Source organism: Marseilla massiliensis (assembly GCF_023336985.1).
Taxonomy (GTDB): Bacteria; Bacteroidota; Bacteroidia; order Bacteroidales; family Bacteroidaceae; genus Prevotella; species Prevotella intestinigallinarum.
Genome location: NZ_JAMBLP010000007.1, coordinates 51,223 through 65,825, shown reverse-complemented (window position 1 = coordinate 65,825; position 14,603 = coordinate 51,223). Strand labels below are relative to the sequence as shown.

The 14,603-nt window shown below is 60.0% G+C and carries 12 protein-coding genes; 6 read left to right on the top strand and 6 right to left on the bottom strand.

Annotated features, from left to right (window positions below):
* Positions 1–3 precede the first annotated feature (3 nt).
* Positions 4–525, top strand: coding sequence for a hypothetical protein (locus M3089_RS07175; protein WP_249082930.1), 522 nt, complete (start codon positions 4–6; stop codon positions 523–525).
* Positions 522–1,052 (top strand): DUF5024 domain-containing protein, encoded by a 531-nt coding sequence (locus M3089_RS07170; RefSeq protein ID WP_249082927.1) that lies wholly within the window; start codon positions 522–524, stop codon positions 1,050–1,052. Before M3089_RS07175 ends, M3089_RS07170 begins: the two co-directional genes overlap by 4 nt.
* 304 nt (positions 1,053–1,356) lie before the next feature.
* Here M3089_RS07170 and M3089_RS07165 read toward each other — a convergent pair whose 3' ends face one another.
* The gene (locus M3089_RS07165; RefSeq protein ID WP_249082926.1) at positions 1,357–2,361 is read right to left on the bottom strand and encodes a YqiA/YcfP family alpha/beta fold hydrolase; all 1,005 of its coding nucleotides are present in this window, start codon (positions 2,359–2,361) and stop codon (positions 1,357–1,359) included.
* A gap of 245 nt (positions 2,362–2,606) precedes the next feature.
* Between M3089_RS07165 and M3089_RS07160 the strand changes: the two genes are divergently transcribed.
* Positions 2,607–4,439, top strand: a complete 1,833-nt coding sequence (locus M3089_RS07160; protein WP_249082923.1) for a MutS-related protein — start codon at positions 2,607–2,609, stop codon at positions 4,437–4,439.
* 370 nt (positions 4,440–4,809) lie between these two features.
* Positions 4,810–5,820 (top strand): class II fructose-bisphosphate aldolase, encoded by a 1,011-nt coding sequence (locus tag M3089_RS07155; protein ID WP_205111000.1) that lies wholly within the window; start codon positions 4,810–4,812, stop codon positions 5,818–5,820.
* A gap of 380 nt (positions 5,821–6,200) precedes the next feature.
* Here the strand turns inward: M3089_RS07155 and recG are convergent, their stop codons facing one another.
* Genes recG through M3089_RS07135 form a run of 4 tightly spaced genes read right to left on the bottom strand, consistent with a single transcriptional unit; the run spans position 6,201 to position 10,344 of the window.
* Positions 6,201–8,300 carry an ATP-dependent DNA helicase RecG gene (gene recG, locus M3089_RS07150; protein WP_249082921.1) on the bottom strand — a complete coding sequence of 700 codons (2,100 nt, stop codon included), beginning with the start codon at positions 8,298–8,300 and terminating at the stop codon, positions 6,201–6,203.
* A 9-nt stretch (positions 8,301–8,309) separates the two neighbouring features.
* Positions 8,310–9,014 (bottom strand): 2-C-methyl-D-erythritol 4-phosphate cytidylyltransferase, encoded by a 705-nt coding sequence (locus tag M3089_RS07145; RefSeq protein ID WP_317236428.1) that lies wholly within the window; start codon positions 9,012–9,014, stop codon positions 8,310–8,312.
* The gene (locus tag M3089_RS07140; protein WP_249082918.1) at positions 9,011–9,571 is read right to left on the bottom strand and encodes a DJ-1 family glyoxalase III; all 561 of its coding nucleotides are present in this window, start codon (positions 9,569–9,571) and stop codon (positions 9,011–9,013) included. Before M3089_RS07140 ends, M3089_RS07145 begins: the two co-directional genes overlap by 4 nt.
* 56 nt (positions 9,572–9,627) lie before the next feature.
* A complete protein-coding gene (locus M3089_RS07135; protein ID WP_205111006.1) occupies positions 9,628–10,344 on the bottom strand; it encodes a pyridoxine 5'-phosphate synthase in 717 nt (238 codons plus the stop codon).
* 156 nt (positions 10,345–10,500) lie between these two features.
* Between M3089_RS07135 and M3089_RS07130 the strand changes: the two genes are divergently transcribed.
* Together M3089_RS07130 and M3089_RS07125 are read left to right on the top strand one after the other, a co-directional pair.
* Complete coding sequence (locus M3089_RS07130; RefSeq protein WP_249082915.1) at positions 10,501–11,388, top strand: NAD kinase; 888 nt, start codon at positions 10,501–10,503, stop codon at positions 11,386–11,388.
* Positions 11,389–11,452: 64 nt separating this feature from the next.
* Positions 11,453–13,120: an ABC transporter ATP-binding protein gene (locus M3089_RS07125; RefSeq protein WP_249082912.1), complete on the top strand. Its 1,668-nt coding sequence runs from the start codon at positions 11,453–11,455 to the stop codon at positions 13,118–13,120.
* A 309-nt stretch (positions 13,121–13,429) separates the two neighbouring features.
* Here the strand turns inward: M3089_RS07125 and M3089_RS07120 are convergent, their stop codons facing one another.
* Positions 13,430–14,602 (bottom strand): M23 family metallopeptidase, encoded by a 1,173-nt coding sequence (locus M3089_RS07120; protein WP_249082910.1) that lies wholly within the window; start codon positions 14,600–14,602, stop codon positions 13,430–13,432.
* Position 14,603: the final 1 nt, after the last annotated feature.

Genomic DNA, 14,603 nt, shown 5'->3' with positions numbered 1-14,603 from the left:
GCTATGGATAAAGACAAGATAATGGAACAGCTCGTAGCGAAATTCCTCGACGGGGCGACAAGCAACGAAGAGGAACGCCGGCTCTACGACTACTTCACCGGCAGCCGAGTGGCAAGCCACCTGCATAAGTACAAGGCCATGTTCGAATGGTATGCAGGCGGCATGGCTGCACCACTGCCGCCAGTGGCCGAGCCGAAAGGGCGCCGCGCGCGCACGGTGCCGATATGGGCCAAGGTTGCCGCCGGGGCCGCCGCAGCGGTGCTGATAGTAGCCGGGGCCGCCGTAGCCTACCAACACCACGCCAAAACCGAACGGATGTATGCCATATACAGCGGCAGCTACATAGTGAGAGGGGGCAAGAAGATAACCGACCTGAAGGTGATAATGCCCGAACTGCGCCGCATAGAGCACGAGGCCTGCGCGCTGGGCAACAGGTACAAGGGCATCGGAAGGATGTCGCCGAAGGAGATATTCAAGATGATGGAGAACGAAAACAAGCAAAACAGCAACAGACCTACGATATGACAACTGCAATGAAAATAATGTGCACCAGAGCCGTGGCATCGCTGCTACTGTGCCTGGCTGCCACCACGGCGGCACTGGCGCAAGCGCGCATCGAAGAACAGATACGCGACCTGGAAAGCAAAAACGTGATGACAGACCGCATAGTGAAGCGCGACCCGAAGACACGGCGCGTGGGCATGGAGACAAAAAACTTCCACTTCTACAGCCAGGGGGGCACCGTGGCCAACGCACTGCGCGAAGCCTTCGAGGCCGAGGCGCGCTCGGCAACCAACGTGGAGCGCGAACAGAGGGGCGAAAGCTACGAATGCGTGCTCACGTTCGTACAGGGTTCCACCAAGACGGTTTACCGGCTGTCGGTAAGCGGCGACAAGCTGCGCCCTGAAGTCGACGTCCAGACATACTTCCGCGACGAGTCTGTCAATATCGACGAGTCGTCGGTGGAGACCACCCACAAGCGCAACGGCGACATGGCGGCCACCGACGGCCACGCCGCCGGGGGCAGATGCGCAATAAAGGAGATAAGTTAGCCATAATGGATTTTAGTTGATAGATGCAATAGAGATCTGATTAAGCAAGTCGTCTTAAGGCGTTAAGACTTTTCACATCATGATTTTGACGATGTCACGTCGGGAGACGGGATGTCAGCAGGTGCGCCCGTGGCAATTGCCGGGCGCACCTGTTGCTTTATGCAACGACGGCCGCGGGCTGCACAAACTCCGACAGCGGCCGTCGGCCGTCGGCGCGGCAGCAAGCTCCGACAGCGCGGGCAAGGGCTGCCGCGGCGCGGCGCGGAGGCATGCCACGGGCGCCGGCACACCTGTGGCCGGGCCGTCACTGGCCGCCGAGCCGCCCGAAGTATTCTATCACCTCCTCCCACGTCTTGAACGCATCCGACCCGAAGTCGATGCGGGTGCCCATGAACGAGGCCGAGCCTCCGTCGGCACTGGCGTCGATAAGGTAGTCGCCATAGAGCAGGTCTTTGCGGTTGGTGAACACGACGTGGCGGAACGAGGGCACGCCGACGGTCTCGAACACCCACTGCGACACGCGCCCGGCATAGCCGCCGTCGGCCGGTGGCAACGCCCCGACGAAATAAACGTCGTACCACTCGAGCAAGAAGCGCACGGCCTTTACCACGCTCGACAGCGGACGCCAGTCGTGCTCCATGGTCTGCTCTATGCCTATGTACACGATGTTGCGCTGCCGCCGGCGCTGGCGGTCGTCAATCCACTGCACCACCGGCAGCACCGAGTGGAGCAGTATGCTGTCGTTCATGCGGTGCTCGCCGTGGAAGCGCAGCGCATTGGCATAGTGAGAGGCAAACAAGTCGTAGGTGTGCACCACGGGATCTTCTATCCCGAAGAGCCCCCAGACGCGCCCCTGGTCGCCGGCAACGGGCCCTGTGAAGCAGCGTTCGGTAGTCTCGCGGTACTCTTCCTGCAACTGCTTGGTCATCATAAACTCCTTCATGCCGTCGGCGCGGGGGTTGAGAAACGTCACCTTGCCGAGCATGCCGTTCTTCAGTATGGTCTCGCCCATCCTGAAAGCGGGGTTCACCAATATGCGGTCGAAGCCGTAGAGCATCTCTGCATACATGCCTCCCATCGACGTGCCGACAACGAGGTCGGGCCTCTCGGAGTCGCAAACGCTGTGCAGCAAGTCCATGGCCTCGGCCGGATGTATGGGCAGGTCGGGGGCCACAACCACGGCCCCGGGCAGCAACTCGCGCAGCCTGGCCACTGTGCCCGACTGGCCCGACGATGCGAAACCGTGGACATATAGTATCTTCTTGCCCGACATGACGTCGGGAAACGACTTAATGTATGCGTTATCCATATCCTTTTGTTTATGCTGTTCGGTTCTTGGCGGAAGCGGGCCGGGGCGGCATGCCCTTCCGGGGGCACAGCCGCCGGGGCTACTACCGGCGTGCAAAGTTACGCCAAAATAGACTAACGGCCAACAAACCACAACCTATAAATTATGCTATCTGCACCATTACATCTGTTAAACCATATTAACCATGACTGACAAAAAGAACGGAATGCTGTAATTTTGCAGCCAAACCATACAACAACCAGAGCATGACAAAAGACGATTTACGCAGTTTCTACACCGCCAACGCCAACGCCCTGGCTGCAGACATCAGCCGGCTGAAACGCAAAAACGGACTGTTTCTGGGCACAGAACTGTTCACGTTCATCGCAGCCATCTGCTCGGTGGCGGCCTATACCGTGTGGGGCGGATGGGCATGGCCGGCCCTGGCGGCCGCCATGCTGGCTGCATACATTGTGACACGGAGGCGCGACGTGGCCAACGGCCGGCTCATAGAGAAGCAGGAAAGCCGCCACGAAGCATACTGCAACGAACTGAAATACCTGCAGGGCGACTTCTCGGCATTCGACGACGGCAGCCGCTACGCCGACCCGAAGCATCCGTTCACCTACGACATGGACATCTTCGGGCCCCTCTCGCTGTACCATCGCATATGCCGCACCGTGACAAGCGGAGGCGCCGACTGCCTGGCACGGCATCTGTCAACCATCGACTCTGCCGACCCGGAAAAGGCCAAAGCCACGGCCGACAGGCGGCGACAGGCCATAAGCAGGCTGGCCGCAATGGAGCCGCTGCGCACGGAGTTCATGGCCCACAGGCGCCACGGGCACATCGACACGCCTGCGGTGAAAGAGGCACTCAACCAGGCCCGCAACATGGCCATACCGCGGTTTGCGCTCTCGCCGGTGGCCGCGGCAGTGGCGTGGATGGCCATCGCGGGGTTCATGGCCACCATACTGATGGCCGCCACCACCGACATGGAGGCCGGGGTGCCCATAACCTGGGGCGTGACACAGTTCGCACTGGTCTACCTCGTGTGCTCCAAGCCACTGCGACTGATAAGCAAGGCGGTGAACAACCTGCACAAACAGCTCAAGGCCTACGCCGAGCTCACCGAACTGACGGCAACAACCGAGCTGCGCGAAATGGTCATGACACACGACGGCAACGGCAACGGAGCACCCGATGCCCACAGCGCCCGACAGTCGTTCCGCGAGCTGCAGGCAATGCTCGACGGCCTCGACAGGCGGGCAAACGTGCTTGGACTAATAGCATTCGACACCTTGCTGCTCAGCGACTTCTTCCTCGTAAGGCGCTTCCTGGGCTGGCAACGGCGCCACATGAGGCACACCGAGCAGTGGATAGACGCCGTTAGCGAACTCGACGCGCTCGTAAGCATGGCCACATTCAGCTACAACGAACCGGCGGCAACCACCGCCATGATAAGCAGCAAGCCCGGGGTGAGCCTCGAGGCAAAGGCCATCTGGCACCCTTTCCTGGGCGAGAAGGCCGTGTGCAACGACTTCAGCATAGCCGAGAAGAACTACTATATCGTCACAGGAGCCAACATGGCAGGCAAGAGTACCTTCCTCCGCTCAATCGGGGTGAACTACATCCTGGCCATGAACGGCATGCCGGTGTTCGCCAAGTCGATGCGCACAACGGTGTTCAACCTGTTCTGCAGCATGCGCACAAGCGACGACCTAAGCCACGGAATAAGCTACTTCAACGCCGAACTGCTGCGCCTGAAACAGCTCATCAGCAGTTGCAAGCAGTCGGAACACACACTGATAATACTCGACGAGATTCTCAAGGGCACCAATTCGCTCGACAAACTGAACGGCTCGCGGATGTTCCTGAAAGCCATATCGACGCTACCCGTAAGCGGGATGATTGCCACCCACGACCTCGAACTGTCGAAAATGGCCGACGAAAAGCCGCAAACGTTCCACAACTGGTGCTTCGAGATAGGGCTCGCCGACAAGATAACATATACTTATAAGATAACCCCGGGAGTGGCAAGAAACCAAAACGCAACATTCCTATTGGGCAATATAATTGCCGAAATAGGAAATAATTGATTTAAATCAAGAAAACATCAGGGTCTACCGAAATAAGTTCGGCCGGCATTGCGCAATGGAAACAAAAAGCTATCTTTGCGGAAAGTGTTTTTCATAGTATTAGATTTAAGGTTTAAAAGATTTGGGGCTCGGCGGAGCCCCTTTTTTTATCGCCAGGCGAAACGGCCGCCACAGCACACTGACGGCAAAGCCCCGACATTGCAAAGTTTGGCTTGCAAAAGGCCGCCGAAAGCAAAGAGTAATGCAAATTAATGAAAAAGTAACGTTACCGTCACACGAAAACAGATGCAAAACTTTGGGAGTGCAAAATTAAAATGGTAACTTTGCGGTCAGAAAAGAAAAAGGATACACTCAATCAAACAATAAAATTATGGTAAACTACAAGTCTTTAGGTCTCGTGAACACACGCGAGATGTTTAAGAGAGCCATCAATGGCGGATGGGCTGTGCCCGCATTCAACTTCAACAACCTCGAGCAGCTGCAGGCCATTATCAAGGCAACGTCAGAACTGAAGTCGCCTGTTATCCTGCAAGTGTCAAAGGGAGCGCGCAACTACGCCAACCAGACTCTGCTTCGCTACATGGCCGAGGGTGCCGTTGAATACGCAAAAGAGCTTGGCTGCAATCACCCCGAGATAGCACTGCACCTTGACCATGGCGACAGCTTCGAGCTTTGCAAGAACTGCGTTGACATGGGTTTCTCGTCGGTAATGATAGACGGTTCGTCACTGCCTTACGACGAAAACGTGGCCCTCACGAAGCAAGTTGTAGACTATGCCCACCAGTATGACGTTACCGTCGAGGGCGAGCTGGGCGTGCTTGCAGGCGTTGAGGACGAAGTTGCATCCGAGGTTTCGCATTACACCAAGCCCGAAGAGGTGATTGACTTTACGACAAAGACCGGCGTTGACTCGCTGGCCATCTCCATAGGCACATCACACGGCGCCTACAAGTTTAAGCCGGAGCAGTGCACCCGCGACCCGAAGACAGGCCGCCTGGTGCCCCCGCCATTGGCATTCGACGTGCTCGACGAGATAATGCAGAAGCTGCCCGGATTCCCCATCGTGCTCCACGGCTCTTCATCTGTGCCCCAGGAGTATGTTGACATGATCAACCAGTACGGCGGCAAGCTGCCCGACGCTGTCGGAATACCCGAGGAGCAGTTGCGCAAGGCAGCCAACAGCGCTGTCTGCAAGATTAACATAGACTCCGACTCTCGCCTTGCCTTCACCGCAGCAGTGCGCAAGACTTTGGCCGAGAAGCCCGCAGAGTTTGACCCGCGCAAGTACTGCGGACCGGCTCGCGACCTCATGGAGGAAATGTACAAGCACAAGATTCTCGACGTGCTCGGCAGCGACAACAAGCTGGCACAGCTCGACTGACACATGCAACGGGGCCATGCCCCACTGCCATAAGGAGGCGGAACACCACTGCAGTGGCGTTCCGCCTCTCTTGTTTCGGGTTGGGTCGGCCCAGCAAACAAACGCAAGCGCACAGTGGCCCGACCCATGCGGCAGCGACGCCTGCAAGCCGCCGACGCACAGCCCCGGCCGCAAGGCCTGGCCAAAGAGGCCAAACGGGAACGCCAAACGGCCCGTTCCGGACTGCAAGACCGGTTGTTTTGCAATCCGAAACGGGCCGTTTTGCAAACTCACTGAGACTCAAATACTTATCATTGGAATATTTCCGAAAGACAAACACACCCGAAAATAAATAGCCACAAAAACGCCCCAAAGCTGAGAAGACGCCGCACAGAGAGCCGTCAGGAGATTGCCCCCCAGTTTATTTCGTTTCTGCGTAGCTCGCGCAAGCGGCTCCACAACAGTGCGTAGCGCTCCTTGCCACACTCCGGGTCGTCGTCGATGATGCGGCGTGCCTCGTCGCGCGCCATCTGCACGAGCTGCCCGTCGCGCGCAATGTCGGCAATCTTAAGGTCGAAAGCCATGCCGCTCTGCTGCGTTCCCTCAAGGTCGCCGGGGCCGCGAAGCTTGAGGTCGGCCTCTGCGATGCGGAACCCGTCGGTCGTATCGCACATGATGTCGATGCGCTTTCGCGTGTCGTCGCTCAGCTTGTTGGGGGTGACCAGGATGCAGTACGACTGGTCGGCCCCGCGGCCTACGCGCCCGCGCAACTGGTGTAGCTGCGACAAGCCGAAGCGCTGTGCGTCGAGTATGACCATCACCGACGCATTGGGCACGTTCACCCCCACCTCTATCACCGTCGTGGCCACGAGTATCTGTGTCTCGCCATTGACGAAACGCTGCATCTCGGCATCCTTCTCGGCCGGCTTCATCCTGCCGTGCACCTTGCTCAGCCTGAACTCGGGAAAAGCCTGGCTGAGCACCTCGAACCCCTCTTCAAGGTTGCGCAGGTCGCTCTTCTCGCTCTCCTCGATGAGCGGGAACACTATGTATGCCTGCCGCCCGAGCCTTATCTGCCGGCGAATGCTGTCGTAGAGGGCCGTCAGCCGGGTGTCGTAGACGTGCTGCGTGAGCACAGGCTTGCGCCCGGGCGGCAGCTCGTCGATTACGCTCACGTCGAGGTCGCCGTAGAGAGTCATGGCCAGCGTGCGCGGTATAGGCGTGGCCGTCATGACAAGTATGTGTGGCGGGTTGGCGCTCTTGCCCCACAGCTTGGCCCTCTGCGCCACCCCGAAGCGGTGCTGCTCGTCGACCACGACGAAACCGAGGCGTGCAAAGTGAACCGAATCTTCGATAATGGCATGCGTCCCCACCAAAATGTCGATTCTGCCCTCGGCCAGCGCCCCGAGCACATCGCGGCGCTGCCGCCCCTTGACCATGCCCGTTAGAAGCTCCACGCGCAACGGCATGTCGCCGAGAAAACTGCGTATGGTTGCCAGGTGCTGCTCGGCCAATATCTCCGTAGGCGCCATGATGCACGCCTGGTAGCCGTTGTCGACGGCCAGCAGCATTGACATGAGCGCCACGAGCGTCTTGCCCGAGCCCACGTCGCCCTGCAAGAGGCGGTTCATCTGGCGGCCCGAGCCCACGTCGCGGCGTATCTCGCGGATGACGCGCTTCTGCGCCTCGGTGAGCGGGAACGGCAGGTAATGGCTGTAGAACGTGTTGAAGCATTCGCCCACACGGGGGAACACGTAGCCCCGGTACTTGCGTCTCTGGTCGCTGGCATAGCGCACTATGCCCAGCTGGACGTAGAATAGTTCTTCAAACTTGAGCCTGGCGCGGGCCCGCTCAAGCTCGCGCGCGTCTTTCGGATAGTGTATTGTGCGCAGGGCTGCGTCGCGCCCCATCATGTGGAGACGGGCCACCATCTCGTCGGTCAGCGTCTCAGCCAGGGGCTCTTTCATACGCTCGACGAGGCTCTTGGTGAGCCGTTCGATGGCACGCGAAGTCAGCCCGGCCTTCTTCATCTTCTCCGTAGTAGAGTAATATGGCTGCAGCCCCATTGCCGAAAGCTCCAGCGTGTCGGCCTGGTCGATGTCGGGGTGCACCACGTTGATGCGCCCGTTGAACACCGTTGGCTTGCCGAAGACGATGTACATCGTGCCGGGCCGGTATGCCTTCTTGGCATACTTGCCGCCGTTGAACCACGTAAGGTCCATCACAGACGTGCCGTCTGAGAAATGCGCGACCACGCGCTCCTTGCGCGGCCCCATCTCGAAGGTCTCGTAACTCAGTATCTGGCCGCGCACCTGCACATAGGGCATGTCGCCCGTAAGCTCGCTGATGGCGTACAGGCGGCTGCGGTCTACATATTTATAAGGGTAATACTGGAGCAGGTCGCCGTAGGTGCTGATGCCCAGCTCCTGGCTGAGTATCTTCTTGCGCGACGGGCCCACGCCCGGCAGGAACTGTATGTCTTGGGTCAGTATGTCTGGCACGGCTGCAATCTATGGTGCTGGTTGCGTCACTCCCTCCGCCGCCCCGGCCTGCCTGCCGAGCAACGCCTCGGCCACGGCAAGGTCGAACGGGGTAGTAATCTTAATGTTCTCGCGGTTGCCTTCGACGAGCGTCACCTCGTGGCCGGCAGCCTCGACCACCGACGCGTCGTCTGTGAAAGCCTCACGGTAGGGCTGTGCATAGGCATCCTTTAGCAACGATGCCTCGAACACCTGGGGCGTCTGCACCAGCCGGTAGTCGCCTCTGGGCACGGTATGGCCGCCCACGTGGCGCAGCGTCTCGACCACGGGCGTGACCGGTATGGCCGCCCCGCTGGTGCGGGCCGCACTGTAGCAGGCCCTGATGGTGGCCACCGAGGCAAACGGGCGCACACCGTCGTGCACGCCGACCATGCCCTGCGCTCCGTCGGGCACGAGCCCAAGGCCGTTGCGTACGGAATGGAAACGCGTCTCACCCCCGGCTGCCACGAGGCAGTCGGCACCGAAACCGTAGTCGCGGCACAGCCCACCCCAATAGTCCTGTTGCTCGCGGGGCAGCACGAGGATGACCGTCACTCCGGGCAAAGCCTCGCGGAAGCGGGAGATGGTGTGCATCAGCACCGGCCTGCCGCCTACGGAGATGAACTGCTTGGGCAGGGGGGCGCCCATGCGCAACCCCTTGCCCCCGGCCACTATTATGGCATAATCGTTGGTCACTTCGCCTCCATCAGCTGTGTGTAAATCATGCCGTCGCGCACGGCCTTGGTTGCTTCGGCACCCACAAACTGCTCGAGCAGCGCATAACTGAAAGGCAGTACGGCGGCCGGTCCGCGCCCTGTGGTGATGTTGCCGTCGACGGTGCAGAGGTCGGCCGTGTAGGTTGCGCCGGTCAGATACTTCTCAAACCCGGGGTAGCACGTGGCCTTTTTGCCATTGAGCAGCCCGAGCCCACCGAGCACCAACGGCGCAGCGCAGATGGCGGCGATGCGCCCTCCGCGCTCGTTTTGCCCTACAAGCGCCTTGCGCAAGCCCTCATGCTCGTTGAGGTTTGTTGCCCCTGGCAGCCCACCGGGGAGCAAGAGCAGGTCGGCCGAAGCCAGGTCGGCGTCTTCAAAAAGCAGGTCTGCCTTGATTGCCACTCCGTGAGCCGACTCCACGAGCAGGTCGCTCGTGACGCTCACCGTCTTTATTTCCACTCCGCCACGGCGCAAGATGTCCACCGGGGCGAGGGCTTCCACTTCCTCGAAGCCCGTTGCAAGAAATTCGTAAACCATGGTTCCAAATGTTAGTCGTTTGTTATTGTAGCTGCCATATCGCACTCGGCGCAGGCTCACCGGCCTATCGCCCGCCTGTACATGGCAATCGTTTCATGAAGCCCGAGGTAGAGCGCGTCGCATATAATGGCATGCCCTATGCTCACTTCATCCACCCATGGTATGCGCTCATGGAAGAAATGAAGGTTCTGCAGGCTCAGGTCGTGACCCGCATTGAGGCCGAGCCCTATGCGGCGGGCCTCCTCGGCGGCAGCCACGAAAGGCGCTATGGCCGCCTCGCGGTCGCGCTCGTAGCCGGCGGCATAGGGCTCGGTGTAGAGCTCCACGCGGTCGGCGCCGCACTCCTTGGCGTAGCCCACCATCTCGACCGAGGGGTCGACGAATATCGACGTGCGTATGCCTGCCTCGCGGAATCGGCCCACCACGTCGGTTAGGAACGCGCGGTTGGCCTTGGTGTCCCATCCGTGGTTCGACGTTATCTGGTCTTCTGCATCGGGTACGAGCGTCACCTGCGTCGGCTTGACCTCGAGAACAAGGTCTATGTATCGGTCGATGGGGTTGCCCTCGATGTTGAGTTCTGTTGTTATCTGCGGCCTTATTGCCCTCACGTCGGCATACCTTATGTGCCGTTCGTCGGGCCTTGGATGTACGGTGATGCCGTCGGCGCCGAACATCTCGCAGTCGGCTGCCACCCTGAGAACGTCGGGATGGTTGCCGCCCCGTGCGTTGCGCAGTGTGGCCACCTTGTTAATGTTAACGCTTAATTTAGTCATCTGTAAGCAATTAAATGTCTCATTGCAATGCCATTTTCGCGATAATTGTGTATTTTTGCATACGTTTTGCGTGGCATTCTCAACCGCAAAAATACTAAATGTTTACCAAATAACGACATTTGGCATGGCTAAAGATATATAAAAAGACGATTTTGCATGACATCACACAGACTTAAGTTCGCCATCTTCGGCAATGTGTTCCAGCCCAAGAAGTCGGCATCAATAACCCGATTGCTTACCTGCCTTTCGCAAAACGGGGCCGAGGTGTCGATGGATTCGGCCTTCTACGACTTCATACAGCGCAGCGGCTGCAGCGCCCAGGGGGTGGCACGGGTGTTCGACGATGGCGATTTCGACGCCGACTTCGTGATATCCATGGGCGGCGACGGCACGTTCCTGAAAGCCGCGGCGCGCGTCGGGACGAAGCAGATACCCATCGTTGGGGTCAACATGGGCAGGCTGGGCTTCCTTGCCGACGTAACCCCTTGCGACATCGAAGCCTGCATAAAGGCGCTGCACACGGGCGAGTTTACCATTGAAGACAGGGGCGCCCTGACGGTCGAGGCCGACGGATGGGAGCCCTCCGGGCCTTCGTGCGCGCTCAACGACGTGGCCATACTCAAGCGCGACGACGCCTCGATGATATCAATCAGCGCCGAAATCAACGGCGAGTGCCTAACCACCTACCAGGCCGACGGCCTCATAGTGAGCACCCCCACCGGCTCCACCGCCTACTCGCTGAGCAACGGCGGGCCCATAATAGTGCCGGGCACGCCCGTGTTTGCCATCACCGCCGTGGCTCCCCACAGCCTGAACACGCGCCCAATAGTGATATCCGACGACTCGGTGGTGAGGCTTTGCGTGGAGAGCAGGAGCCATAACTTCCTGATAGCCATCGACGGACGGTCGGAGAAATGCGCCGAGAGCGTCAGCATAACGCTGCGCAAGGCACCCTACAAGGTGAGGATTGTCAAGCGCCCGGGCGCCAGTTACTTCGACACGCTGCGCGAGAAGATGATGTGGGGTGCCGACGGACGCGAATGAACGGGCGGCCGGGAGCACCCGCCGCCAATGCCCGCAAGGGCCCACAAAGCACCAATCGAAAAGGATGAAAAAGATAAAAGAAATACTGAGGCTGCAGAAGTCGCCTTACAGCGTGGGCCAGCTATCCGGCTGGCTGTGGCGGGCCCTGAGGGGCAACAGGCTGCAGGCCGCGCTCAATGCCGCCGTAGGCCTGGCCTCGGTGGCCGTGAGCCTGGCTGCCGTGTGGGCCGTGCAGCGCGCCATCGACATTGCCGCCGGCGCGCAACAAGGCTCGCTCTACTGGGCCGTGGGGCTAATGGCCTTGTTCACGGCATGCGAGTTCGGGCTCGGCATAGCGCGCGTATGGATAAAGAACATTCTCGGGATAAAGGCGCAGAACCACATGCAGCAGCAAATGCTCGACAGGCTGCTGCGCTCCGAATGGCGCGGCCGGGAGCGCTATCACAGCGGCGACGTGATCAACAGACTTGAGCAAGACGTGGCCACTGTCGTCACGTTTGTCACCGAGACGCTGCCTGGGGCCCTGTCGGTGGCGGCCATGTTCACCGGCGCCTTTGCCTACCTGCTGCGCATGGACGCCGTGCTGGCCATAATCACCGTGGCCATGCTGCCCGTGTTCATGCTTGCAAGCAGGATATACATCACGCGGATGCGCAAGCTCACCAGGAGGGTAAGGCGCAGCGACAGCCGCGTGCAAAGCCTGCTGCAGGAGACAGTGCAGAACCGCATGCTGATAAAGACGCTCGAGTGCGACAGCCACATCGTGAGCCGGCTCGACTTAACCCAAAGCGTGCTGCGACGCCACGTGCGACGCCGCACGGCCTTCTCGGTGATGTCGAACCTGCTGCTCAACTCAGGGTTCTCACTGGGTTACCTCGTGGCTTTCCTATGGAGCGCGCTGCGGTTGCAGCAAGGCACGCTGACGTTTGGGGGCATGACGGCATTCCTGCAACTGGTCTACAGGATACAGTCGCCGGCGCGCGACCTCACAAGGCTGGCCCCGGCGTTCGTCGCAGTGTTCACCGCGGCCGAACGGCTGATGGAGCTCGAGGAGATGCCACAGGAGGAACACTCGGGCGGCAAGCCCATGGGCGCCCCATGCGGGGTGAGGCTGGAAGGGGTGAGCTATGCCTACGACGACGGCAAGGACAACGTGATTGACGGGCTGTCGTTCGACTTCCGACCCGGCACATGCACCGCAATACTCGGCGAGACGGGCGCCGGCAAGACCACCCTAATACGACTGATACTCGCTCTAATACGGCCTACGGCGGGCACCATCGCCATATACAATGCCGACGAGAGCCGCGAAGTGTCGCCGGCCGACAGGTGCAACTTTGTGTATGTGCCCCAGGGCAACACCCTGCTGAGCGGAACGGTGCGCACAAACCTGCGGCTGGCCGCCCCCGCCGCATCGGAACAAGACATGCTCGAGGCCCTGCACACGGCTTGCGCCGACTTCGTCGAGGAGCTGCCCGACGGGCTCGACACCAAGGTTGCGGAGGGAGGAGGGGGCCTGAGCGAAGGCCAGGCGCAGCGGATAGCCATAGCCAGGGCCCTGCTCAGGGGGCGGAGCGTAATGCTATTCGACGAGGCCACGAGCGCACTCGACCCCGCCACCGAGAAGCAACTGCTCGAAAACATTCTCTGCAACCGCGACAAGACGGTGATATTCATCACCCACCGGCCCGCCGTAATGGACTACTGCGACCAGACGCTGCGCCTGACATGACCGCGGGAAAGGCCATTCACCCACGGCACCGGGCCGCGGCATGGCGGCCGCACCGCCATGACTGAATGTTGACACCGAGCAGGGGCCGCGGCCGAATGGGCCGTACGGGCCTGCGATACGGGCTGTTTCACGACGCCAAAAGGGCCGTCTTGCATTGCAAGACGGCCCTTTTGGCAAACATGTCCGTAGCAAACTTGCAACGCGCTGGGCTGCAGCCGGTTGCGCCCCGCGGCCATACGGACTGAAAAAAAGCTACACCACAACGTGAGCCGCGGCGCCTCCCGGCATGGCAGAGGCATGGGGTTGCCGTCACTTGCCCTTGGCCATGTAGTTGCGTTCCGACTTTATGGAAATGCTGCTGCCACTCTTTGTAAACGTGAGCTGCTCCATCTTGATGGCCTGGTTTGAGTGGTCGAATATCTTGCCAGGGTCGAACGTGCGGCCGTTGATGCGACACTCGAAGTGCAGGTGCTCGGTGGTGGCACGCCCGGTGCGACCGGTCAGGGCTATCACCTGCCCTGCCTTGACCACGTCGCCCTTCTTGACCAGGTTCTTGGAGTTGTGGCTGTAGCAAGTCTCAATGCCGTTGGCATGGCGTATCTTGATATAGTTTCCATAGGCATAATAGCGCTGCGACATGGTGACCACGCCGTCGAAGGCGGCCAGAATCTTGTCGTGGGGCGTCGTCTTCAGGTCGACCCCGCTGTGCATCCTGCCTCCCCTGCGGCCGTATCGGCTTATCACCTTTGCACCGGGAAGGGGGTAGCACCACTCTCCGGGGTTCAGCGTGGCCAGGTTGACGGTAAAGCGGTTGCCGCCGGCGAATGGGTTTGCTGTGTACGACTCCACCTTGCGCTCGACGGCCTTGCGCTCCGCAAGCGCCTTCTGCTCGCTGTCCGGGTGGGTCACCGTAAGGCTTACGCGCTCTCCGTCCTTCCGGCACATGATGGTCTGGCGCAGCAGCCTGTGGCTCTCGACGCTCAAGATGGTGGCCGGGTTGATGCGCCCGCCATTCACCATTATGGCAAACAAGCAAAAGCCCTGGTCGCCGCGAGCGCCTACTATGGCTATGGTCTGCCCGGCCTTCACCCTCTGGCCCACCTTCACGAGGTTCTGTGCGTTGTGACCATAGACCGTTTCAAGTCCATTGTCATGACGCACCACAATCACATTGCCGTGCTTTAGGTGGTGCCTTGACAGGCGTACCGTGCCGCCGAACATCGCCTTTACGGCGTCGCCGCGCTTAGTTGATATCTCAAGGGTGTTGTCATCGGTCAGCCTGGCCTTGCCAACGGGCAAGGGGAAGCTGTAGTCTGACGGACGCGCCGCGGCAAAATCGACGGTGAAGGCGTCCGAACGGGCAAACAGGCCCGGTGTAGAAATGCTTATCTGCTGCTGCTCGAGCGGCGTAAACCCGTCTTTGGTGGCCGAGGTAAGCGTCACGAGGGCCACCGCCGAAACAAGCAGGTGCTTCATCTTCATT

What these genes read in the sequence shown, in the direction of transcription:
- M3089_RS07155 (WP_205111000.1), top strand. Translation starts at nt 4,810, where the DNA reads ATGGTAAACTACAAGTCTTTAGGTCTCGTGAACACACGCGAGATGTTT.
- M3089_RS07125 (WP_249082912.1), top strand. Translation starts at nt 11,453, where the DNA reads ATGAAAAAGATAAAAGAAATACTGAGGCTGCAGAAGTCGCCTTACAGC.
- M3089_RS07130 (WP_249082915.1), top strand. Translation starts at nt 10,501, where the DNA reads ATGACATCACACAGACTTAAGTTCGCCATCTTCGGCAATGTGTTCCAG.
- M3089_RS07175 (WP_249082930.1), top strand. Translation starts at nt 4, where the DNA reads ATGGATAAAGACAAGATAATGGAACAGCTCGTAGCGAAATTCCTCGAC.
- M3089_RS07120 (WP_249082910.1), bottom strand. Translation starts at nt 14,602, where the DNA reads ATGAAGATGAAGCACCTGCTTGTTTCGGCGGTGGCCCTCGTGACGCTT.
- M3089_RS07170 (WP_249082927.1), top strand. Translation starts at nt 522, where the DNA reads ATGACAACTGCAATGAAAATAATGTGCACCAGAGCCGTGGCATCGCTG.
- M3089_RS07140 (WP_249082918.1), bottom strand. Translation starts at nt 9,571, where the DNA reads ATGGTTTACGAATTTCTTGCAACGGGCTTCGAGGAAGTGGAAGCCCTC.
- M3089_RS07135 (WP_205111006.1), bottom strand. Translation starts at nt 10,344, where the DNA reads ATGACTAAATTAAGCGTTAACATTAACAAGGTGGCCACACTGCGCAAC.
- M3089_RS07165 (WP_249082926.1), bottom strand. Translation starts at nt 2,361, where the DNA reads ATGGATAACGCATACATTAAGTCGTTTCCCGACGTCATGTCGGGCAAG.
- M3089_RS07160 (WP_249082923.1), top strand. Translation starts at nt 2,607, where the DNA reads ATGACAAAAGACGATTTACGCAGTTTCTACACCGCCAACGCCAACGCC.